This is a genomic window from Chryseobacterium herbae (assembly GCF_025154075.1).
In the GTDB taxonomy this organism is placed as follows: domain Bacteria; phylum Bacteroidota; class Bacteroidia; order Flavobacteriales; family Weeksellaceae; genus Chryseobacterium; species Chryseobacterium herbae.
The window spans coordinates 300610-323685 of sequence record NZ_JAOAMU010000004.1; the positions used below are offsets into that span (position 1 = coordinate 300610).

The 23076-nt window shown below is 36.6% G+C and carries 15 protein-coding genes and 1 riboswitch; of the genes, 8 read left to right on the top strand and 7 right to left on the bottom strand.

All coding sequences use genetic code 11. The annotated features are described in order from the left end of the window. Nucleotides 1–11: 11 nt before the first annotated feature. On the bottom strand, nt 12–335 hold the full coding sequence (locus N0B48_RS14495; RefSeq protein WP_034723892.1) for a DUF6660 family protein: 324 nt from the start codon (nt 333–335) through the stop codon (nt 12–14). A gap of 135 nt (nt 336–470) precedes the next feature. Here N0B48_RS14495 and N0B48_RS14500 point away from each other — a divergent pair, with 135 nt between their 5' ends. The 7 genes from N0B48_RS14500 to N0B48_RS14530 all read left to right on the top strand — a co-directional run bounded on the left by N0B48_RS14500 (nt 471) and on the right by N0B48_RS14530 (nt 11631). Continuing rightward, on the top strand, nt 471–947 hold the full coding sequence (locus N0B48_RS14500) for a hypothetical protein (RefSeq protein WP_259839468.1): 477 nt from the start codon (nt 471–473) through the stop codon (nt 945–947). A gap of 2 nt (nt 948–949) precedes the next feature. Further along, nucleotides 950–1441 (top strand): hypothetical protein, encoded by a 492-nt coding sequence (locus N0B48_RS14505; RefSeq protein WP_259839469.1) that lies wholly within the window; start codon nt 950–952, stop codon nt 1439–1441. 66 nt (nt 1442–1507) lie between these two features. Continuing rightward, nucleotides 1508–1924 carry a hypothetical protein gene (locus tag N0B48_RS14510; protein ID WP_259839470.1) on the top strand — a complete coding sequence of 139 codons (417 nt, stop codon included), beginning with the start codon at nt 1508–1510 and terminating at the stop codon, nt 1922–1924. 704 nt (nt 1925–2628) lie between these two features. Beyond that, nucleotides 2629–3552 (top strand): hypothetical protein, encoded by a 924-nt coding sequence (locus N0B48_RS14515; RefSeq protein ID WP_259839471.1) that lies wholly within the window; start codon nt 2629–2631, stop codon nt 3550–3552. A gap of 7 nt (nt 3553–3559) precedes the next feature. Further along, nucleotides 3560–4030 carry a T9SS type A sorting domain-containing protein gene (locus tag N0B48_RS14520; protein ID WP_259839472.1) on the top strand — a complete coding sequence of 157 codons (471 nt, stop codon included), beginning with the start codon at nt 3560–3562 and terminating at the stop codon, nt 4028–4030. A gap of 50 nt (nt 4031–4080) precedes the next feature. After that, on the top strand, nt 4081–10911 hold the full coding sequence (locus N0B48_RS14525) for an RHS repeat-associated core domain-containing protein (RefSeq protein ID WP_259839473.1): 6831 nt from the start codon (nt 4081–4083) through the stop codon (nt 10909–10911). A gap of 429 nt (nt 10912–11340) precedes the next feature. Continuing rightward, nucleotides 11341–11631 (top strand): hypothetical protein, encoded by a 291-nt coding sequence (locus N0B48_RS14530; RefSeq protein ID WP_259839474.1) that lies wholly within the window; start codon nt 11341–11343, stop codon nt 11629–11631. Between the two features lie 267 nt (nt 11632–11898). Here the strand turns inward: N0B48_RS14530 and N0B48_RS14535 are convergent, their stop codons facing one another. Both N0B48_RS14535 and N0B48_RS14540 read right to left on the bottom strand, forming a co-directional pair. Then, complete coding sequence (locus N0B48_RS14535) at nt 11899–13392, bottom strand: RagB/SusD family nutrient uptake outer membrane protein (RefSeq protein ID WP_259839475.1); 1494 nt, start codon at nt 13390–13392, stop codon at nt 11899–11901. Between the two features lie 18 nt (nt 13393–13410). Further along, nucleotides 13411–16344, bottom strand: coding sequence for a SusC/RagA family TonB-linked outer membrane protein (locus N0B48_RS14540; protein WP_259839476.1), 2934 nt, complete (start codon nt 16342–16344; stop codon nt 13411–13413). 83 nt (nt 16345–16427) lie between these two features. After that, nucleotides 16428–16525, bottom strand: a riboswitch (SAM riboswitch). Nucleotides 16526–16759: 234 nt separating this feature from the next. Here N0B48_RS14540 and N0B48_RS14545 point away from each other — a divergent pair. After that, the gene (locus tag N0B48_RS14545; RefSeq protein WP_259839477.1) at nt 16760–17167 is read left to right on the top strand and encodes a type II 3-dehydroquinate dehydratase; all 408 of its coding nucleotides are present in this window, start codon (nt 16760–16762) and stop codon (nt 17165–17167) included. Between the two features lie 334 nt (nt 17168–17501). Here N0B48_RS14545 and pckA read toward each other — a convergent pair whose 3' ends face one another. The 4 genes from pckA to N0B48_RS14565 form a co-directional block, all read right to left on the bottom strand. Further along, the gene (gene pckA, locus N0B48_RS14550; protein WP_259839478.1) at nt 17502–19118 is read right to left on the bottom strand and encodes a phosphoenolpyruvate carboxykinase (ATP); all 1617 of its coding nucleotides are present in this window, start codon (nt 19116–19118) and stop codon (nt 17502–17504) included. Nucleotides 19119–19245: 127 nt separating this feature from the next. Further along, nucleotides 19246–20151, bottom strand: a complete 906-nt coding sequence (locus tag N0B48_RS14555) for a GYDIA family GHMP kinase (protein ID WP_259839479.1) — start codon at nt 20149–20151, stop codon at nt 19246–19248. Nucleotides 20152–20161: 10 nt separating this feature from the next. After that, nucleotides 20162–21037, bottom strand: coding sequence for an ACP S-malonyltransferase (gene fabD / locus N0B48_RS14560; protein ID WP_259839480.1), 876 nt, complete (start codon nt 21035–21037; stop codon nt 20162–20164). Nucleotides 21038–21107: 70 nt separating this feature from the next. Beyond that, nucleotides 21108–23060, bottom strand: a complete 1953-nt coding sequence (locus N0B48_RS14565) for a LysM peptidoglycan-binding domain-containing protein (protein ID WP_259839481.1) — start codon at nt 23058–23060, stop codon at nt 21108–21110. Between the last annotated feature and the right edge of the window lie 16 nt (nt 23061–23076).

Here is a 23076-nt window from a genome sequence, read left to right on the forward strand (position 1 = left end):
ATCAATAAAAATTAAATCTTAGGAGGTTGCCAGATATGATCGTACATCTGGTAAGCGAAATTGTTTTTCTGGAAAAGAATTTTCTTTGAAAAGTAAGCCTGAACATGGCTCGGAATTTCAAACAAAGGATCCATTTTGAAAGAAGACACCGTCATTTGACAGCAGCTGCAAGTACACAATGGTGAGCAGATATCTCCTTTATCTTTTGAATGGGATTCCTGAATATTGAATGAAAGTTTAATTTCTGAAGGCCCTGCAGGACGGTGCACATCTTCGCAAGGCATCAGTGACAATGCCATGAAATAGAATGCAAGTATCCATCTTAACAGGTTCATATAGACAAAGGTAAAGCTTTTTTCTAAAACAGGAGATTTATATGGGCTATTTAATATATTCCTGACATTGTAGTGTTTTTTGAAAGGAAGATATATTTTCTTTATTTTTGGAGTAGGATCTGCCTGATACAGCTTATGAAAAAACTTTTTTTAATTTCTTTATTTTTAACTCTGTTCGCCTGTGTAGGCTCTGATACAGAATTTCTGCCCCAGACTATTTTAGAAGCCCGAAAGAGAAATCTTTTAATAAAAGACTACGATCCGAGTAAAAGAGAGGTGATAATAAATCAGACAAAATATTTAATTTTAGAATCTTTCACCACTTTTAAATATAATTCTAAGCGTGATCAGACGATCAATAAAAGTTTTTTTGCATTTATTGTAAAACTAAAGAATTTAGAAACAAATGAAGAGTTTTTGTCTGAAGCAGAAGCATTCGATTATACAAAATTCATTAATTTTTATTGTGATATGTGTGCCGGTTTAGATACTGATAATATTGCATTATACTATGATGACATCAGTAAAAGAGAAAGTCTGGACAGCATAAAGATTGGTTTTAAAGACCGAAATAAAAATGAGAAGGTTGTTTATTTTGTTCAGAAGAAATAAGAATGGAAAATATTGAGCCTTTATTTAATGTATCTAAAATAAAAAAAACAGTGATCAGCCTGTCTCTTGCAGTGCTGTCTTCCTGTTCAGAAAAGGAACGGCTGGAGGGCAGAGATATTTCTCTTTCAAGGGAGAATACTTTTGTTTCTACAGCTAAAGGAATTGTGGTGTATGAGAGCAACAGTTTTACAGAAGAATCAAAGTCTGACACCTTTAAAATTCGATTTTCCAACCATGATTGGGATATTCTGAGAAAAAGCTTTGATAAAAATCAGATCTATACATTAAATGACGATTCTGACATAGGGGAAAGCACAACTTCCATGTCTCTTCCTAAGACGATCAGCATTAAAACCAACAAAAGAAAACTGTCTATTAATTACCATTATTTTATCGGCGAAAAAGATAAAATAGACCCGGATAAAAGTAAAAAACTAAAAAGGTTTATGAGAACTTTTGATTCGTTGATTTATTATAGAATTGAAAAACGGTAGCTGAGGTTAAACTATTTATTCTGTAATATCTTGGCAGAATATTTTTATTAAACGAATATGTCAATAATGAATAAAGTAGCTGTAAAAAAGACAGTTTTATTGGTAAGCGTATTATTTTTATTAATCGGTTGTAGTAATTCTACAAAAGAAAATGAAATTAAGGTCACCATCAAGGTCGTTGATTCCTATACTCAGAAACCCAGGGTAAATGACAGAGTTGAGGTGAGAATGGGAGCGTGGGGATTTCCAACCAGAAGATATGTAGAAGTCGGACAATATTTTACAGATAGTTTGGGAACAGTATCCATGACTCTTGACAAAAAAGAGAGATATAGTTTTATGACTTTCGGTCCCCAGTATGCGTTTGGTTCTGATGAATATAAAAAAGGGGAATTAAAAGATCAGCAGCAGGTTGTCATAAAGGTAGTTCCGCCGGAGAAGAAGCAATTTAAGATTGAACAATTAAGAAACCATTCTGAATAATCAGGCAGGTTTTCCACTCCAATTAAATTAAATTCTCTCTCTTCCAATAAAAAAACCACCGCACTACACGATGGCCAAAAAAAAAAAAATCAAATCTAAATAAATTACAGGTTCGGATTATTACAAGCCTTTTTCCATGGTATATTTTTCATCCAATCGGAATATTTAATTAAATATTTTCTTTTTTTCTTCATCTTAAAACCCAATAGATTTCTTTTAGATGATATGTATCAAGGTTAGATGGATTTAATGCAGATATTATTTACTTTTGCAAAAAAAAACGCAAATCTCCTCAGTAAGTGAAAAAAGCAAACTGTATACTTAACATTTCTCTTACAGCAAATTTCCATTAAACATTTTTGACCAACTACTATACTGATAGAAATTATGAAACAGTCTTTACTATTTATTCTAAACATTTCGGCTTCTTCTTTTTTTGAAGAAAGCAAGGAAACAGCCAATTAAAGCATTCCCCCCGTCGAACAAACTTATAGAAATAACCTTTAAAATATAAAGGATATACAAATCAAATCCTTTCCGTAAGGATGGACTAATGAAATCAACAGTACCAATCCAAAATTTTAGTACTGTCACTACAAAATTCCCCGAAAAAATATTGGTGAAAGAAGCCTAGCAAAAGGGAAACGTACCTAAAATTTATTTAATTGAACAAACCTATAAAACAACTTTAATATCCTAAACAAATGAAAATTAAATTATTATCATTCGCTTTATTAGCATCAGTTCTTGCTTTTGGACAACAGCAAACATTTTCAGATGTTACTATACAGAGCTATTCGCCCACCTTATTTTTGAAAAGAAATACCAATGATGGAGGCTTTACCCGTGGAATTCAAACTCAATCTCTGAATGGAGATAAAGCTTGGTTTTTTGGAGACTTGCATGGCAGCCAATGGATTGTTTCCAAAGGGGATCATACTGATCCTAAACTTACCATTTTTGACAATGGAAATACTGGAATAGGAACCAGTGATCCCAATGCAAAACTACATGTCGTTAAAGAGAATACAAATAATCAAAATGTAGTCATTGGTAAATTTGTAGCTTCAGGTTCAACTGGAGGTAGCGCAATGATTAGTCTAGGATATCATACTACTGCCAATCTGGAACTGAATTCCGGATATACAGGCAGCGGATTCAGATATGGAAACTATGGTGATTTTAATATCGAAAATGATAATAATAGCGCAAGTTTAGGAGCCATTAATTTTGTTTCCAATAAGAAAATACAAATGGCCATTATGCCTAATGGAAATGCCTCGCTTCAAGGTAAATTTGAAGCAAAAGAGATTAAAGTAACTCTTACACCAACAGCAGATTTTGTTTTTGATGAGAAATATGATCTTCCAAAGCTAGAGGATGTAGAAAAACACATTAAAGAGAAAAAACATCTTCCTGAAATCGCTTCAGCTAATGTAATGGAAAAAGAAGGCGTCAATGTGGGTGAATTTCAAATTAAGTTATTACAAAAAATTGAAGAACTTACTCTCTATTCTATTGAGCAAAACAAACAAATAAAAAATCTTCAAAAAGAAAATGTGCTTCTAAAAGCTCAATCTGAAAAGATAGAGAGACAACTGGAAAAACTACTTTCTGAAAAAAAATAAAACACTTATGAAAACAAAATTACTTTCGATATTTTCTTTGTTTATAGGCTTTTTCGGGTTTTCTCAAACTGAGGTCTATTTCAAATATGACGAAGCCGGAAACCAAAGATACAGAGGGCCAAATGCTGCAGGAAAAACTGCTCCCGCTGAAACAGCAAAAAAAGAAACTACAACCGCTACTTCTTTGCAACAGCCGGCTGCAATGGATGAAAAAACATTTTGGAAACAGATCAGACTGTATCCGGTACCTGTCAATGATGTTCTTACCATCGACTGGACTGAAGAAGCAGATAATCTTATAGAATCCGTCTCGCTCTATCAGCACAGTACAGTACACTGGAAATTCCAGCAACAGAATATCCCGGGGCTGAACCGTCAGCTGAAGATCAATATGACCGGATATGACTGGGGAGTTTATATTCTACGCTTTACATTGAAGGACGGAAGGGTCTTCGGTAGAAATGTTACGAAAAGATAGATTTTTTTGGATTGAAAAATTGAAGCATTGAAAGATTATAAAATTTTCCAATGCTACTACTTTTTCTTTATCAATCAACAATTATCACTTATAATTATATTATAGAAATGAAATTTATTTTATCATTTATACTGTCCTTGTGTTCAGTACTGGGCTTTTCACAGACCATACTTTACCAGACAGAAAATACATCACGGACAGTTCAGGATCCACAGACCGTGGTGCTTGCTCAAGGGTTTCATGCTTCTTCCACAGTAGCTAATCCTTTTGTTGCTAAAATAGGGCCCGGTACAGGAAATCCGGGAGGTGGGCCTGTGGATTCCAATGCAGGAGCGAATAACCCAAGTGGAACGTCTGTTCCGGAGAATCAAAAATTTCATGATACCAAAGGGGATATAGAAGTTTCTGGAAGTGGACAACTACAATTTTCACTTCCTATTGCATTGCCTCCTGGTGTAAAAAGTGTAGCCCCACAGATAAACCTAGTGTATACAAGTGGTTCTGGAAATGGAATTGTAGGTTATGGATGGAACATTTCAGGTGTAACTGCTATTGCAAGAATTGGCAAAAACATTGAACAAGATGGCGAACCCAAAGGAATTCAGCTAGATTATTCAGATTATTACAGTTTTAACGGCCAGAGGTTAATTTTAAAATCTGGGGAATATGGAAAAAATGGAGCTGAATATGTTACAGAAAAATATTCTAATATAAAAATTAAGTCAACTGGAAGCATCAGTGGCAAACCATGGAGCGGTCCCGAATATTGGGAAGTAACCTTTGAAGACGGCTCACAGGCCTGGTATGGAGCAACAGCTTCTGGAGAAAGTAATGCAACCACTCCTATAGAATATAACATTGTTAAATGGAAAGATATAAAAGGGAATTATATCACTTACACGTATATCCAGAATAATAACGTTGCTCTTATTTCCTCAATAATATGGGGAGCGAATGAATTATTAAACACAACGCATTTCAACGAAATAAAATTTACATACGAGGCTCGCCAACTTTCGGAAACATTCTATGTTAACGGCCAACATTTCATTCAAGGAAAACTCCTTAATAATATTGCCGTAAATACTAACAATAATTTGTTTAAGAAATACAATATTAACTATTCCATAGACCCTTCTATTTCAAGTTATCAATTTGTAGAAAGTATAACTGAGCAGGTAGATGAAGACCAATTTGCAACTCCTGTAAAATTTTTTAGCTCGCCAATAGCTCCAGTAGCTGACAAACTTGAACTTAATAGCAACTTAATTTCACAAGACCAAAAATTAGGAGACTTTAATGGAGACGGTAGAGTTGATCTATTATATTACAGTGCAGGAAGTGCAGGATATTATGAATGTTTAGAAACTGACGATTATGGCAACTGTCAAAATCAAGGAAATTATATAGAGCCAACATCAAGCGGTACTTATATTATCTTCAATAAATTAGACGGAGGTTTTACCCCTGTAAAAGTTTCTGATGAAAATTTAAGCACCGGAATTATAGTCGGAGGAATTCTAGATAATGATCATAAACTGGCAACCAGTCAAGGAATTATAACTTATAAAGAAACAAATGATCCATTGCCTTCTAAAAAGCTTATCCTTAAGGCATATATTTTAAAGAATAATATCTTAACTCTTGTTAAACAGAAAGAAATTCTTACAAGTCTTTATGACCAAACCGGTACTTACCCTACAAACCCAGGTTTGTTTGAAGGTTACCAAGAAGTCAGCACTCATTTGGGATCTTTTAAAGAGTCTGATATCAACGGAGATAAAGTTTCTGAACTTGTTTTCTCCGCCGAAAATAGAAGATGTACTACCAGTTTTATATACAACGGTGATGTTGCTCAGATTCCAGTTCAGGAGACCACTTGTGATGAATATTACCGTAATTATGTCATTGATCTATTTTCGGATGCACCATCTTCTAATCAGCTAACCGAACTAAACATTGGAAAAAGTATTAATAATATAGATCTGATAGATATTGATGGAGATGGCACGACGGATTTTATAGATAAAGGAAATGGATATTTTTATATACTCGCAAAAGGAGGAAATCTATCTGGTGGTAGCGCTTTAGTTAATTTCAATGGTGAGAAAGAAGGTTTAATGTATGGTGACTTCAATGGTGATGGGAAAATTGACTTTGCAGTTCCTGAAAAAGATGTTGAAGAAACCAGAAACTGGAGATTGTACACCAATATGGGAAATGACGCTTTTAAGGAGCAAAACATGCCTGACTTCGCCACTTATAGAAAAGTCCCTTACAGTAGTAATACAGGAAAAAGAAGACAAATTATCAATTTTAATATTGTCAAAGATGTTAATGGTGACGGAAAAGATGATTTCATCAGTATACAGTCTGAAACATTTAGAAAACATGACTTAGGCGCAAACAGAGATTCAAAATATAGTTTAAAAACTATTATTAATAATGGTAGTGATAGTAATGGAAATCTGGTATTTATACAAGGCTTTGAGGATAATATTGAGTCTTCCAGTGATGCTCATTTTACACCAATCAATATTTCAGCAAGAATTTATAATATTGACCGATTTATTATGATGAAGCATGGAAATACCTCTCTGTTTACATACGATTATTTCAATCTTTCTCAAAAATATGCCATCAGCAGCATTTTACAAGGAAATACAACAACTGTCATTTCATACAATGATTTAGATTCAGGTAACAGCAATACATCAAATTTTTATCAATCCAATAATGAAAATATTCTTTATCCTTATGCAAATCTAAAAAATCTGCCTTCTAAAACAGTAGTAACTCAGCTTACCCAAAATGGGAAAAAACAAGATTTCAGATACCGAGATCTTGCTGTCCATTTCCAAGGCCGTGGTATCCTTGGGTTTACACAAAGCGCCCGTTCGTCATGGTATAAGGAAGGTTTAGAAAACACAAAAATATGGGCAGGAGCTCAGATAGATCCAATAAATGGTGCCACTCCTATCAAAGAATGGTCAATTAGAACAAGCGATGAATCTAAAGTTTTTCCTAATGACATTTCGGAAAACAATACACAACTTCTTTCGTTCAAATCCAATGTTTACAAGATTGACGAATTATTAAATGGACAGATCATTACCAATGTACAAAATTCTGATAAGTCAAAAATTGTAACAGCTATTACTCCTGTATCATCTTTAAGCAAAGATTTCCTTACAAATACTATCACCAAAAATACGATAACTTATGGGGACTATTATTTTCCCGTACAGACTGTATCCAACATCAACAATGGTTACGCAATAACAACTTCTACTCTTGAATATACTCATAATCCATCAGGTTCAGGTGCTGATTATTACACTGGCCGTCCTAAGTCTAAAATTGATGTTGTACAAGCATATGGAGATACAAAATCCGCCAAAGAAGAATATATCTATGAAAACAATCTCCTTAAAACACTTAAAAGCTGGAACAGAAATAATACTGGATATTTACAGGAGACATACGATTATGACGGTTTTGGAAATGTGACTCAAAAGATTACCAGTAATAGCATTGATTCGCAAACACAAACTACAATAGCTAAGTATGAATCCAAAGGTAGATTTGTGGAAAAGAAAATAGATAATTTAGGTTTAGAGAGCAATATTACTTATAATAATCTGGGGCAAATTCTTACTCAAACAGATCCATTAGGAAATAACATTAAAAACACATATGATAAATGGGGCAAGCTACTGACCTCAAAAAATAATCTCAGCGGAACAACAACTTATCGTTACGAAAAAGATGACAACTATAATGTTATTATGTCCCAGTACGATCCGGATGGCAATATTTCAAAAAAATTCATTAATAAGTTAGGTCAGGAATATAAAACATCAACTAAAGCTTTTGGACAGGGAGAATATATCTCAAAAGAAATACAGTATGATATATTGGGAAGAAAAATCAAAGAAAGTGAATCTTACTTTGAGGGGCAGACTGCTGACCAATGGAATGTCACAGAATATGACGATACGGTATTCCCTGCCAAAGTAAAAATGGTGTTGTTTAATCTGAAAGAAACTGTAGCAACGATTTCAGGGACCACTACTACTCTAAAAGAAATAAATGGCTACCAAAGAACCACATCCAAAACAACTGATGCTTTAGGAAATACTATATCTACCACCGATAAAGGAGGTACAATCAATTTCTCATACAATGCGGCGGGAGAGCAGATTCAGGCTAAATATGCCGAAAACGTTGTAACAACTCAATATGATGCCTGGGGAAGAAAATCAGAATTTAATGACCCTTCTAATGGTACCTATACATATGAATATAATGGATTTGGACAACCCAAAAAGATTATCAGTCCAAAAGGAATAAAAGAATATATTTATAATTCACTGGGACAACTTATCCTTCAAAAGGAAATTTCTACTACCGATGGTGGACAGGCAACAAATAAAACAATTTCTTACACCTATGACAATAAGGGTAGAATAACTTCAAAATCTGGAACATCTAAAGGAAAGGCCTACAGTTCTAACATATCCTACGACCCACAGGGTAGACTGTTATCAACATCTGAAAGCAGTAATGGTAAATATTTCATCCAAAAGGGTGTCACTTATGATGATAAAGCAAGAGTAACTTCTTATGAAAAGCAGCTATATTCTTCCGGTGTCTTCACCAAAGTACAGATAGAAAATATTTACAACACGTGGAATGGAAAGCTCTATCAGGTAAAGGATAAAACTTCAGGAAAGGTATTATGGGAAATTAATCAAATCAATCAAAAAGGTCAGGTCCTTAAAGCAAAGCTAGGTCTGGTAGATATCATCAATGATTATGACATGAGCAATGGTTTTCTTAAAGAAATCAAACATAGCTCAACTTTAAAGCCTAGCCTTTTACACATTCAATATCAATTTGATGCCATAAGGAATGAACTAAAAAGCAGAGTTACAGGAGGAGATTTCAATATTTCAGAGTCCTTTGATTATGATGACAACAATAGACTGGTAAACTGGACAAATCCAGTGACAGGAGTCAAGATACAGGATGCCAAACTTAATGTTTATGATGCAAAGGGCAGAATTCTTGAAAATGACCAAGTAGGAAAGATAAAATTTGAAAATTCCAACAAAATATATCAGCCGACAGGAATGACTCTGAATGCTGCCGGAACTCAAAATTATAACAATGATCTGATACAAAGTATTGCTTATAATGAGAATAATGATCCCGTATTTATTGATGGGGAGAAAGGTGATGTTGCTTTTCAATACGGCTTGACCGGCATGAGGCAAAGGGTAAGTTATGGCGGGAATTTTGATCCTGATCAGGAAGGTAAATTTACAAAATTCTACAGTGAGGATGGCAGTTTTGAGATAGTTAAAGACAATATTACTGGGAAAGAAAAACATTTAATTTATATTGGAGGGACACCTTATGAAAGTAATATTATTTATATTAAAAATTTTGAAGATACCAATGCATCTTACAAATTTTTGCATAAAGATTATTTAGGCAGTATCTTAGCTATTAGTGATGAAGCAGGAAATAAACTGGAACAGAGACATTTTGATGCGTGGGGTAATTTTACCCATCTTCAGATTGGAAACGGATCGATAATCACAGATAAAAATATAATTGACACAACTCCGTTATTAGTAGAAAGAGGATATACCAGTCATGAGCATTTTCCAGAAGTAGGTATTATCCATATGAACGGAAGATTATACGATCCATTACTAAGAAGGTTCTTAAATGCAGATGAGAATATACAGGAACCTACCAATACTCAAAACTATAATAAGTATGGGTATGTAATGAACAACCCTCTCATGTTCAATGATCCTACCGGTGAATTGTTTGGGCTAGGTGAATTTTTAACTGCTGTGATCATTGCTGCTGTTGTTGGAGCAGCAACGTACTCGGTAGGCGTTTTAATTTCAGGAGATTATTGGAATATCGGGAGCTTCCTTAAAGCCACAACCATTGGAGCAGTATCTGGAGCTATTACATTTGGCATAGGTACCGCCTTTTCGACAGCCTATGAAACTATAAAAGCAACAGGATTAGCTGGTTTCTTAGCAAAAACAGGATTAAGTACCGCACAAGCAGTGGTACATGGCTTTGCCCAAGGGGCAATATCTCTAATGCAGGGCGGGAATAGTTTTGAACAGGCATTTGCTTCCGGAGCATTGGGTAGCTTAGGCGCTTCTGCTTTTGGAGCTGTTGCAGGAAATACAGGAGTAGGTAACATTTTATTTGGTGCCTTAGCAGGTGGAGTCGGATCAGAACTAACAGGGGGTAATTTTTGGGATGGAGCTGTTATCGGGGGTATCGTAGCTGGATTAAATCATACAATGCATGAACTATCCAGTTGGCTTGACAAGCCCAAACCAAAAAAGCAAGGAGCAACTTTCAAAATACCAAGAAAAACAGTTAACTTTGAAGTAGAACAAGGCGCAGCCTTATTTATTCAAAAAGATTCTAAAAGTACATTGGACACTGATTTATATACCATAAAAGGCACCATATCTCTCGTTGGTAATGAATTAACAATATCAGCTATTGGTTCTAATATAAATACTCAAATTAATCCTTATTTTTTTGGAGAAGTTAATATCGTTGGAAGTAGTCCTTATGGATTATCCACATTTAATGTTACAATGCCTTTATACAGATCCTATGGTTCTAGGATTATAGAATCCGGCTATAAAGAAATAGGAACAGCGAAATATATTCTTCCTAGAGGAACCAGTAATGTAAATGTTCGAATTAAGGCTGGATATACTTTTAATTTATCCGGCTATGGAGTTGGAACACCTTTCCCAAGAACAACTAACTATGACTATAGTTTTGGAAGCTCAGCAGGACTCAATCAATACCCTATATATAAATGATATACAAAGATTTATTAAAAATAAGCATCTACTTTATTACTGTAAAACTATTTGTAGATTGCGTATCTCAAATTCCAGAAAGAATCTACGAATCCTCTATGACCGGAAACTGGATGACTAACGTATTACTATATCTTTGCTTAAATCTTTCAGTAACTTTTTTACTATTTAGATTTAACAATTATTTGGTAAATTATATTTTTTCAAAAAAGAAGAACTATTTAATTGATGATGCAAATCTTTCATCAGTTATTTGGATTGCAATCATTATTTGCTCTTATTATATTATTATAACTACGGGCTTTTCTCTTATACATAATATGTTTTCCACTTTTAATGTTGATTTCACTATGATAGAGAAAGTAACATCTTTGATTATTTCCGTATTTTTACTTCTTTTTTCCAACACGATAGCCAAAAAATTATCAAATGAGTAAAAAAGATTTTGAAGAAAACAAAGAAAAAGAGAATAATTTCATAGATGATTTTGAGGATTGGCATTCCCGCAAGTATAGTGATGAATATAGATTTAGAAATAAAACACCTTTTTTTATAAAAAAAACAAATCATTTAGTACATGGAATCTTGCTTTTGACTCTTCCTTCTTTAAGTTTAATAATTTCTGCTATTGTGGATTTAGGAGTTGGGTTCTACATATTTTTTTTATTAATGTGTATTCCCGGAAGTTATTTGATTATAAAACACTTTAAGTCCCGCTGAATTAAAGTCCTGAACAAACAGTTCGGGACTTTTTCTTGTACAACGCTCCGAACTGTTGCAGAAACTTACATTACATCTATGTGCAAAAAAACGCTATAATATTGCTCTTGTAAGCAAACAAATCCTCTAATGAAAAGAATCTAGCCACAATAATGGGGCAGGTTTTTTTTATAAAATCAACCGATAGTTCAAAATAGTCTCTAGTCTCTTTTTCAACAAAAAAGCCACCGTACTACACGATGGCAAAAAAAATCAAATCTAAATAAATTACAGGTTCGGATTATTATCCAGCTCCTTCTGAGGAATACTGAATAACAAATACTTGTTGTTGGGTGCAAATGGCACCTGTTCCGGGAATGAGAAAACTGTATGCCCTCTTCCGTTCACTGTTTTTACGGTTCCGTCAGGAGTAGTTACCTGAACTTTTATAGGCTGTCCGCTGGTATCTACGAATGGTTTTCTTACCACGGTTCCCTGCGTTCTGATAATATCTGAAAGGGAGAATCCTTCCCCGAAAAGTTCTTTTCTTCTCTCAATCAGGATTTCTTTGATGACATCATTCTGAGCAAGAGATCCTGTGTAAGGATTGGCATTTCTGGCCGCTTTCAATTGGTTTAATACTGTAACCGCATTGGCAACATTTCCGTTTCTTGCTTCAGCTTCAGCTTCGATCAGGTACATTTCTGCCGCTCTCATTAATACGATATCTGCAATAAGTCCGGTTTTAAATTTAAACTTAGAATATCTTAGCAGACCTTCTCTTCCCGGAAGACCATCCCACTGAAATAGCTGAGATCTGGTATCATTGGTATCGAAAAGATCTTTGAAAAACGGATCTGCCATAAAGCTATAGTAATAACTTCCGGAAGAAGACACATCCAGAAAATGGAAAGCATAGCTCGCTCCCGACTGTTCCTGAGTTTGCCCGTGTCCCCAGATCCATTCACCGTTATTGATGTCATTGAAACCTTCTTTGTATTTTTCAGCGATCATTAAAGGATATCCTGTTCTGGCTATTTTGGCTGCAGATGCAGCTTTGCTCCACTCACCGGTATTCAGGTAGGTTCTCGCTAAAAGTCCGTTGACAACAGCTTTGTTGATTTTGTCTTTATTATTTCTCGTATAATCGGTCAAAAGATTATCCGCTTCCGTAAGATCACTTTTGATCAGCGTATAAATTTCTTCGAGACTTGCTTTTTTCTTCGGTACAGAACTGATTGTAGATGGTTCCGTATAGATCGGAGCCGTGAGCGCCGTTTTGTCTTTCAGATAACTGAACTGGTAAAAACTCGCCAGATTCAGATAACAGAAAGCACGCAATGCTTTGGCCTGACCTTTGACCTGATCTTTTTTCGTCTGGCTTCCTTCTGTCTGATCAATACGGGCAATCACATTATTCATATTGTTAATTGTGGAATAAAGTGTAGTCCATATAAACTGCGGACGAGAGAGGGTATTGTTGATTAACTCTGTAAAAGCGTACGCAGACGGGAAACCATATTTGTTGGTCAGAACCGCCACATCACTTCCCATCGCATCACTCGTTCTCAAAACGGTTGAATATCCGCTATTCGCGTAGTTCGGGCCGTCATCATTAAGTTTAGCCCAGGCTCCATTAATCACGGTTTCTGCACTTTCCGCTGTTTTAAAAACCTCTGCACCGTTGGCCTGATCCGTAGGAGCCGTTTCCAGCTCGCTTTCACAGCTTGTCAGTGACCATAAAGCAATCAGGGCAAAAGATATATATTTTAATTTTTTCATTGTTTCGATTTTAAAAGGTTAAAGAGTTGCCTGAAGACCGAAAGTTATCGTTCTCATCGCAGGATATCTGTAATACGTAGTTCCGTCCAGAGCCTGTTCCGGGTCCATTCCTTTATGCTTGTAGAATGTCAGAAGGTTTTCAGCCTGAACATAGATTCTGAATTTCTTCAGTCCCAGTTTTTCAAAATAATCAGAAGGCAGCGTATATCCCAGACTCACATTTTTAAGTCTTGCATATGTTCCAGAGTATAAAAATCTTGAAGAAGAAGAATTCCAGTTATTCGTCGTGGTGCTCAATCCAGGAACATCCGTGTTAGGATTGTCCGGAGTCCATCTGTTCAGCATTTCCGCACTCCATGAGCGTCCTGCAGAGTTTCCGTTGGACATCAATGATGTATAATCCGTATCCAGAATCTTTCCTCCGATACTGAAGGTCAGCAATCCTGAAAAGTCGAAATTTTTATAAGCCACACTTGTGCTGATCCCACCTGTTACTTTAGGCAGTGCCGATCCCTGAAGGGTTCTTGTCGCTTTTGCATATTCAGAAGTGGTTCCGTCTACGGTATTCCCGTTCGCATCCTGATAGATGTATCTCCATAAAGGTTTTCCGTTCGAAGGATCTACTCCTTTCCATTCCTGAAGATAAAAATCATAAACAGACCCACCTACTTCCAGACGTTTCGTTCCGGATATCACAGCTCCTTTTGGCAGCTTGGTGATTTTATTACGTAAAGTACTCAGATTCACATCCACGTTCCACTGGAAGTTATCATTCTTGATCGGTGTTGTGAATAATGAGAATTCAAAACCGGTATTCTGCAATGTTCCGACGTTAAAAGGGAAGTCACTGATCCCAAGGGATGGCGCAACCGGCATATTAAACAAAAGATCCTGGCTTTTACGTTTAAAATATTCTACATTCCCTTTAACCCTGTTATTAAGAATAGCGAACTCCAGACCTACGTTTAAATTAAGATTGGTCTCCCATTTCACATCATTGGTCTGTATTTTTTCCAGAACAGTTCCCGCCTCACCAAGGTTATTATAAAACTTGTATAATTCCTGATAAGCGTAATAAAGTGAAGATCCGTTAGGTCTCCTTAATTTATCATTTCCCTGTCCACCGTAACTCGCACGTAATGTCAGCTGGTTGAAGAAACTCAGATCTTTAATAAAATTTTCATTCGAAACTTTCCATGAACCTCCCACTGACCAGAATTTACCCCATCGGTTATCCGCAAAGAATCTTGAAGAACCATCTGCTCTTCCTGATACAGATAAGAAGTAAGTATTGTTAAAATCATATTCCGCTCTTCCCAGGAAACTCAACAGAGAGAATTTATCACTGTTTCCACCGAAACTCCCCAACAAAGCAGCCGCATCCGGCTCATAGTAATAAGGAAGTGAAAACTGGCTTCTGGAACCTGAAATCGTTTGAAAATCATATTTGTAAAATTCCTGACCTCCTAAAACATTGATGTGATGTTTCCCGAATTTCTTATCGTACGTCAGAATATTACTGGTGGTATAAGAAAACGTTCTGCTGTTGGATCTCGTCACAGAACCACCGATCTCACTTCCCTCCCCGATAAGTGGATTCGAGTAATAATGTCCGTTGTAATTCACTAAATCAACAGAAAAGCTGCTCTTAAATTTCAATTCCGGAAGGAAAGTAAATTCCAGAAATCCTTTTCCTGAGAAGTTATCCTCTTTATTTTCATTTTTATCCAAAGGCAGCGTTGCAGCAGCATTCTGGTTCTGCAATGCATTGGTAGGTCTGTATTTACCGAAATCATAGATTCTGTTTCCTTCAGCATCCAATCTGTAGGTTCCATCGGCATTCCTTTCGTAATAAGGGTAAAAAGAAGGAACTACCCTCGCAGCCAGAATAATATTGTCCTGTCTGGAGTCTGAAGAAGGCGGTGCATTCTGGATACTGTTGGTGTAGCTTAAATTCACTCCTGCATTCAGCCATTTCTTCACTTCAGTATTTACCTTCAGTCTGGTTGCAAATTTTTGAAAGCCAGATTCGATGGCAATTCCTTTATCATCCAGATAGCCTAATGAAAAGAAATAATTACTCTTCTCGCTTCCTCCGCTGATATCAAAATCCACCTGATTTCTGGAAGCTGTCCTTTGAAGAATATCTCTCCAATCGTCATTCCATAAAGGTTTTGCTCCGGGAAGAAGTTTTCCGTCCGGTCCTACAGGCTGTGGATATCCGGCTCCGTAAGGATTGATTCCAAGAGCAGTCACAAGGTTGTCACTGGCCATCTGACCGGCCTGCTGTGAAGAAATCTGACTGGATTTGTAACCGTTTCTCAAGGCTTCCCAATACAGCTGGAAATACTGATCTGTACTTACCTGCTTATAATCATTTACCGCTCTGCTGGAAAATCCCTGGCTGATATTAAAATTCACCCTTGATTCTCCTTTTTTCCCGGATTTCGTTGTAATGATGATGATTCCGTTAGCACCTCTCGATCCGTATAACGAACTTGCCGTAGCATCTTTCAAAACACTGATGGATTCTATATCATTTGGGCTGATGGAATTGATATTTCCGTCAAAAGGAATTCCATCTACCACGTACAGAGGATCACTGGAAGCACTGATGGAACCGATTCCTCGTATACGTACAGAAGCTGTAGCGCCTGGCTGTCCCGATGCACTTACCGCCTGTACTCCAGGAACCTGCCCCTCCAGAACTTTGGTTATATTGGTAACAGGTCTGTTATTAATCTTATCGCTGGAGATGGTGGCTACTGAACCGGTATAGCTGTTTCTTTTGGCCTTACCATAAGCGATCACTACCACTTCATCAATTTCCTTCTCTTTGATTGTATCTTTTTTCAACTTGGCTTCCTGAGCCTGTACACTCATCATTCCTAAGAAAAATACAGCGATAGGTGGAATCCAAATTTTAGAATTAATTAAATTTTTACTAATCATAATCAATTTTATTTGTCAAATATTAAAAATTAACCCTTTGCAGAAAAGTCAGCAAAGGGCATCGATACATACGATTAACCAAATGCTTATTTTTCCTTTATAGGCTGAATGCAACACCTTGCTCAGGGGCAGGTTGTTAAGATTTCACAGGGTCAGTTCCCTCCATCTTTCTTTATAAGCCGATCGAAATATGTTTGCAAATCTAAAAACAATTAGTCTACAAAACAAGTAGACTTTAAAATTTATTATGAAATATTTTCAAAAATTAACTTAATTATTCATCAAAGCCCGCTACAGTAAACAGTTACAGGATTGCGAAATAACCAAACATGATAAATATCATTACACATAATGTAATTAACCAAAACTATAAAAAAAAGTTCGAAAATAGAGCGAAACTATTTAAATTTATAGAATGAAAGTTTTAATTGTAAACGGCCCCAATCTGAATCTTTTGGGCACAAGAGAACCTGAAATATACGGCAGCACATCCATGGAATCCTGCCTCGAAAAACTGAGATCTGAATTTACATCTTATGACCTGGACTATTACCAGTCCAATATTGAAGGGGAAATTATAAACAGGCTTCAGGAGGATAATTTTGATGCGCTGGTGATTAATCCCGGAGCGTATACGCATTATTCATATGCTATTGCAGACTGTTTAAAGAATATCAGGAAACCTAAAATCGAGGTTCACATCAGTAATATTTACAAAAGGGAAGAATTCCGTCAGAAATCTGTAACGGCCGCAAATACAGATGCTGTTTTGTCAGGTTTTGGAATGGATGGATACAGATTGGCTTTATTGAGTTTAAGATAAAAGTTTATTAACCACTGATTACACAGATTTACACGGATGATTGCGTTTTATTTGAAAGAGAAATCAGTTTAATGAAATAAATACTATAGAATTCTAACTGTTTTTTTTAACATTAAGAAATTAAGATCTTAAAAGGTTGGATGCTTAAAGAGCTTAAAAAAATCAATTTATTGATTTCTTCACTAGTAACAATAAGCGTACTGCTTAAATCCTTAATGTTTAAATTAGAAAATAAACTAAGTTTATTCTGATTAAGGAAATTAAGATCAATTTTAAACAGACACTGAAAAATGATCATAAAAAAAGCCTCATCGATGATGAGGCTTTTGTTGTATTAAGTAGTCTGCTGTTGTAGCTGAGGTCCGGAAGCGATTAACTTTCTTCCTTCCTCAGTATCGCAGTACTGTTCAAAGTTTTTGATATATCTTGCAGCAAGATCTTTTGCTTTTTCTTCCCATTCTGCAGCATTGCTGTACGTTTCTCTTGGATCTAGGATACCTTCAGAAACATTTGGAAGCTGAGTTGGAATCTCAAGGTTCATGATCGGAACCTGAGTTTTAGGAGCGTTTTCGATAGAACCGTCAATGATGGCATCGATAATAGCTCTTGTATCTTTCAGAGAAATTCTCTTTCCTGTTCCGTTCCATCCTGTATTGACTAAATAAGCTTTAGCTCCGTGCTCCTTCATTTTTCCGATCAGTGTTTTAGAATACATGGTTGGGTGAAGGGTAAGGAAAGCTTCTCCGAATGCAGGAGAGAAAGATGGTTCCGGTTCAGTAATTCCTCTTTCGGTACCTGCCAGTTTGGAAGTATATCCGCAAAGGAAGTGGTACTGAGCTTGATTTTCATCTAAGATAGAAACCGGAGGCAATACCCCGAATGCATCAGCAGAAAGATAAACGATCTTCTTAGCATGTCCTGCCTTGGAAGGAAGAACAATCTTGTTGATATGATAAATTGGGTAAGATACTCTTGTATTTTCAGTGATAGATCCGTCAGTATAGTCAGCAACTCCGTTGTGTACCACTACATTTTCAAGAAGCGCATCTCTTTTGATCGCTCTGAAAATATCCGGTTCTTTCTCTTCAGAAAGGTCAATCACTTTAGCATAACATCCACCTTCGTAGTTGAATACACCATTGTTGTCCCAACCGTGCTCATCGTCACCAATCAGGAATCTTTTCGGATCTGCAGATAAAGTTGTTTTTCCAGTTCCGGAAAGACCGAAGAAAAGAGCAACATCTCCTTCTTCACCTACGTTTGCAGAACAGTGCATAGAAGCCATCCCCTTCAATGGAAGGTAATAGTTCATCATCGCAAACATTCCTTTTTTCATTTCACCTCCGTACCAGGTACCTCCGATGATCTGTAGTTTTTCAGTAAGATTGAACATGATGAAGTTCTCAGAATTTAATCCCTGAGCTTCCCAGTTCGGGTTGGTTGTTTTAGAACCGTTGATCACTGTGAAATCCGGCTCTCCGAAGTTTTCAAGCTCGTAGTGAGACGGACGGATAAACATATTAGTAACGAAATGCGCCTGCCACGCTACCTCAACGATGAACCTTACTTTTAGCCTCGTATCTGTATTGGTGCCACAAAAAGCATCCACTACATAAATTTTCTTAGCCTCAGAAAGCTGGTTCAGCACTAATCCTTTACAAGAATCAAAATTTTCCGCTGTAGTAGGAAGGTTTACTTTCCCATCCCAGAAAATTGTATCTCTTGTAACATCATCCTGAACTATGTATCTGTCTTTAGGTGAACGACCTGTGAAAATTCCAGTTTTTACTGATACTGCACCGGATTCCGTAAGTTCAGCTTGCTCAAAGCCTTGATTATCAGAAGCCACTTCAGCCTGATATAACTCTTCGTAAGACGGGTTATAGACTACTTCATAATTTCCTTTAATCCCTAATTTTTCTAAATCCTGGATGATTTTAGCGTGTTTCATTTTACTTATATTTTCTATTTCTTTATTGGGTTCAACAAAATTAATATTAATTATTTGTTAAAGGTGGTTTAAATATAATGATATAAGTCAGAATGACAAATAAAAAAAATGGATTGTAATTTATTGATTATAAATTAATTATATCAGACCATTGAAAAACGGCATTAAAACCTTTTCCCCAAAAATAGTCCTCATAGCCGTCAAATTTAGCACTCATCACAAAATCTCCGCCCCAAGCTCCTAAACTTTTGACAAAAACCGGACAGTCTGCGAAAAACTTCTCTTTAACTGTAGGAATTTCAAGGAATTTTGAGATTTTTTGTTCATGAATCATCATCAGCTGCGAAAAAGTTTCCAATTCACTGCATAACAAAACTTTCTTTGTGATATCCGAAAATTCTTCAACGAGTATTTGAGACTTCGGTTTCGACTTGTAAAAATTGATTCCTTCCCTGCTGTCCTGTTTCTGATTTAGATGAATAAAGATCAATTCATTTTTGAACGGAGGGTTGAAATCTGTCTTTTCATAAAAGATCTCAGGTTTACTTCTGAACAGGATGGCTGATTTTTCTTTGGCAACAGCAATATCGTACCCGCTTCCGCCTAAACTGATGCTGTTTAAATGAAAAGGATCAATAGCTGCCCATTCTGCAAGGTTGTTCATCAGTGTTGAACTGCTTCCGAGCCCATAATCCGCAGGAAACTGAAGATTGGTCTTCAGATGATAAGTAGAATTATTTTTGAATTTAGTTTGAGAAAGCTGCTGAACGTTCTTTAAGGTTTTAAGAATAAAGTCAGCGCTTGAAGGAATATTGGCTTCCAGAATCTGCCAGTTCTTGTATTCTATGACAGCCTTAAACCATAATTTGTCTTGATGATAGGCCTCCCAAAAGATCAGGGATTTTTCATCTTCTTTTTCTTCAAAAAAAAACTCTTGTCCAAGCTTGGTAGGTACCGCCAGGACAAGAGCTCCGTCTATTGCGAAATATTCAGAAGTAAGCATAAGCTTGCCCGGTGAAAATATTACGCTCATATTTTTTTTATTAGATAGCAGAAGCAACTTCCACAGACGGATCAATTTTCTTGATCAGCCCCTGAAGTGTTTTTCCAGGACCTACTTCTACGAAATTAAACGCTCCGTCTTTGATCATATTCTGAACAGACTGCGTCCATTTTACAGGACCTGTAAGCTGAGCGATCAGGTTTTGTTTGATCTCTTCAGGGTTGGTCACTGCTGTAGTGGTGATATTCTGGTATACCGGAATGGTTGCTTTTCTGAATTTTGTATTTTCGATTGCTGCTGCCAGTCTTACCTGTGCAGGCTGCATCAACGGTGAGTGGAACGCTCCGTTTACAGGAAGTAACAACGCTCTTTTTGCTCCCGCTTCTTTAAGCTTTATGCAAGCCTCTTCTACTGCAGCTGTTTCTCCTGAAATAACCAATTGGCCAGGACAGTTGTAGTTAGCCGGAACTACAATACCGCTGATCTGTGCACAGATCTCTTCAACTTTTGCGTCTTCAAGACCTAAGATTGCAGCCATAGAGCTTGGATTGGCATCACAGGCTTCCTGCATTGCTTTTGCTCTTTCGGATACTAATTTCAGACCGTCGTCAAAAGATAAAACGCCATTGGCAACTAAAGCTGAAAATTCTCCTAAAGAATGTCCTGCTACCATTTCGGCTCCAAGACCGTTCACTGCTTTTAAGGCAGCTACTGAATGTATAAATATAGAAGGCTGGGTAACCTCTGTTTTCTTAAGATCTCCATCTGTCCCGTTGAACATCAACGAAAGAATATCGAAACCTAAAATTTCATTGGCAGATTCCATTAAGTCCTTAATGTCTTTTCTAGAATCGTACAATTCTTTTCCCATTCCTACGAACTGAGAACCCTGCCCAGGAAATACAAGTGCTTTCATGTAATGAATTAAATATTATGCAAATATAAAGATAATGTTAAAAATATCCCTTTAAAAAGGCACAAATCAGTTAAGGAACTAATCTAATCACACGGTATCCGGTGTTTACATAAGCTCCGTTTGCTTTTGATTTTACAAACTCAAACTTGGTAGCAAGCTGGGTCTGTACTTTGTTCATCTGCTTAAAAATCTCTCCTTTTTTATTTTCTCTCGTCAGCATATCATTCACGACATCAAAACCAACGATTGCATATTTTGGAGGTGTTTTGCAGTATTTACTTTTATAGGCTGCTAAGATCTCTTTTTCAAAATTCCCGTCTGCATTGATCTTTCTGTCCATCAGATAAACAAGGCTAGCCTGGCTCAACTCATCTACTTTTTTCTCGAATACCGGAGAATAGTACATGCTGAAGGCTTTTACACCCTGCACTTCTTTGGAAAGCGCTATGATTTTATTGGCGAATGCATCACCGGCAGCATCATTGTCACTGGCAAGAATAGCGATAACCGGAGCAGATTGTCCTGTCATCATGTTCTGGTCCAGCTGAATTTCTGCAGGAGAGTTCACGATAATTACATTTGGATTTTTAACAGCTTTTTCCAAACCTCCTTTGATGTAGCCTGCAATTTCTTTTTTGCTGTCTGCTACGACATAAATTTTCTGATCTGAATAAACTCCTTTTACTTCTTCAACGATTTTATCTGCGTACGTCTGGTCATTGGTTTCCACAATGATCAGGTTGCTGTAATTATACAGTTCCGGAGAGTTGGCAAAAGGTGCTACAACCGGGATTTTCTGATTTTTGGTAAAATCAAGAACATCAATTACGTTTGATTTGAAGAACGGGCCAATGATCAGATCCGTATTATCAGGATTGATCTGGGACATAGAGTTTTTAAATGAAGCTTCGTTTCCTGAATCTACAATTTTGATATCAAGTTTCTGTCCGCCTCTTGCATTTCTTTCGATGGCTAATTTAGCTCCGGTAAGGAAATCCAGCGCCATTCCTCTGTACTGAGTTTCGTTGGTACTGTATCCGAAAGGAAGCATCAAAACAACGCTCAATGCATCACCGCTTTTCTTTACATAAGCCGGATCCTGTTTTTTGATCTTTAAGATCATTCCTGATTTCAGACCTTTTGAAAGATCCGGGTTCAGGGCGATCAGTTCATCAATCGAGATTCCGAATTTATTCACGATGGAGAACACAGTGTCTCCCTGTTGAACGGTATAAGTAACGTAGTCATCAGCTGAAGCTGCAGGAGTTACAGTTGATGTTGTAGATTTCTCGTTTCCTGAATCTATTTTGGTTTTCGGATTTACAGGCTCAGTGACTGAAGTGGTATCCGTTTTTACATTTTTTACGATGATGGTTTCGCCCGGCTTCAGTCCTTTTTCTTCCAATCCTGGATTTAAGGCATACAATTCCTGCTGGCTGATTCCAAACTGTTTTGTAATTCTGTAGTAATTATCTTTGGCCTGAATAACATATATTGCTCCGCCTACAGTTGCTGTAGCAGGAATTCCGCTATGCGGTTCTGTAGGTTTAGGATCTATAGTTACAGCAGGAGCTACCTGTTGGTCTCCGCCATATTTTTTAATGCTGTCGAGCGGTAAAGTAATCTCGTCCCCTATTTTCATATGGATGTCGAGTTCAGGATTCAGCTTTCTCAGGTCTGTTTCAGAGATACGGTACTGTTTTGTAATTCCGTAAATCGTCTGTTTAGGCTGAAGGATAATTTTTCCAACCTGCCCATTTGAATGACTTGGTTTTGCTTTTTCAACCACTACAGGCTTAGACACCGGAGCGGCTTGTTTTTCAGCTTTCACTGTAACAACGTCTCCTATGGCCAGCTTACCGTCTTTGAATTTTGGGTTCAGCTTTAACAATTCATCTACAGTTATCCCGTATTTTTTTGCAATATTATAAGGATTGTCTCCTTTTACAACGGTGTGTGAGTTCTGGGCAGATACTCCCAAAACCATACATAAACTGGACAAAATAAAAAACCTCTTTATCATACTCGATAATTATAAT

Excerpts from the sequence above, each read along its gene's own strand:
- N0B48_RS14495 (WP_034723892.1), bottom strand. The coding sequence starts at position 335 with ATGAACCTGTTAAGATGGATACTTGCATTCTATTTCATGGCATTGTCA.
- N0B48_RS14500 (WP_259839468.1), top strand. The coding sequence starts at position 471 with ATGAAAAAACTTTTTTTAATTTCTTTATTTTTAACTCTGTTCGCCTGT.
- N0B48_RS14505 (WP_259839469.1), top strand. The coding sequence starts at position 950 with ATGGAAAATATTGAGCCTTTATTTAATGTATCTAAAATAAAAAAAACA.
- N0B48_RS14510 (WP_259839470.1), top strand. The coding sequence starts at position 1,508 with ATGAATAAAGTAGCTGTAAAAAAGACAGTTTTATTGGTAAGCGTATTA.
- N0B48_RS14515 (WP_259839471.1), top strand. The coding sequence starts at position 2,629 with ATGAAAATTAAATTATTATCATTCGCTTTATTAGCATCAGTTCTTGCT.
- N0B48_RS14520 (WP_259839472.1), top strand. The coding sequence starts at position 3,560 with ATGAAAACAAAATTACTTTCGATATTTTCTTTGTTTATAGGCTTTTTC.
- N0B48_RS14525 (WP_259839473.1), top strand. The coding sequence starts at position 4,081 with ATGCTACTACTTTTTCTTTATCAATCAACAATTATCACTTATAATTAT.
- N0B48_RS14530 (WP_259839474.1), top strand. The coding sequence starts at position 11,341 with ATGAGTAAAAAAGATTTTGAAGAAAACAAAGAAAAAGAGAATAATTTC.
- N0B48_RS14535 (WP_259839475.1), bottom strand. The coding sequence starts at position 13,392 with ATGAAAAAATTAAAATATATATCTTTTGCCCTGATTGCTTTATGGTCA.
- N0B48_RS14540 (WP_259839476.1), bottom strand. The coding sequence starts at position 16,344 with ATGATTAGTAAAAATTTAATTAATTCTAAAATTTGGATTCCACCTATC.
- N0B48_RS14545 (WP_259839477.1), top strand. The coding sequence starts at position 16,760 with ATGAAAGTTTTAATTGTAAACGGCCCCAATCTGAATCTTTTGGGCACA.
- pckA (WP_259839478.1), bottom strand. The coding sequence starts at position 19,118 with ATGAAACACGCTAAAATCATCCAGGATTTAGAAAAATTAGGGATTAAA.
- N0B48_RS14555 (WP_259839479.1), bottom strand. The coding sequence starts at position 20,151 with ATGAGCGTAATATTTTCACCGGGCAAGCTTATGCTTACTTCTGAATAT.
- fabD (WP_259839480.1), bottom strand. The coding sequence starts at position 21,037 with ATGAAAGCACTTGTATTTCCTGGGCAGGGTTCTCAGTTCGTAGGAATG.
- N0B48_RS14565 (WP_259839481.1), bottom strand. The coding sequence starts at position 23,060 with ATGATAAAGAGGTTTTTTATTTTGTCCAGTTTATGTATGGTTTTGGGA.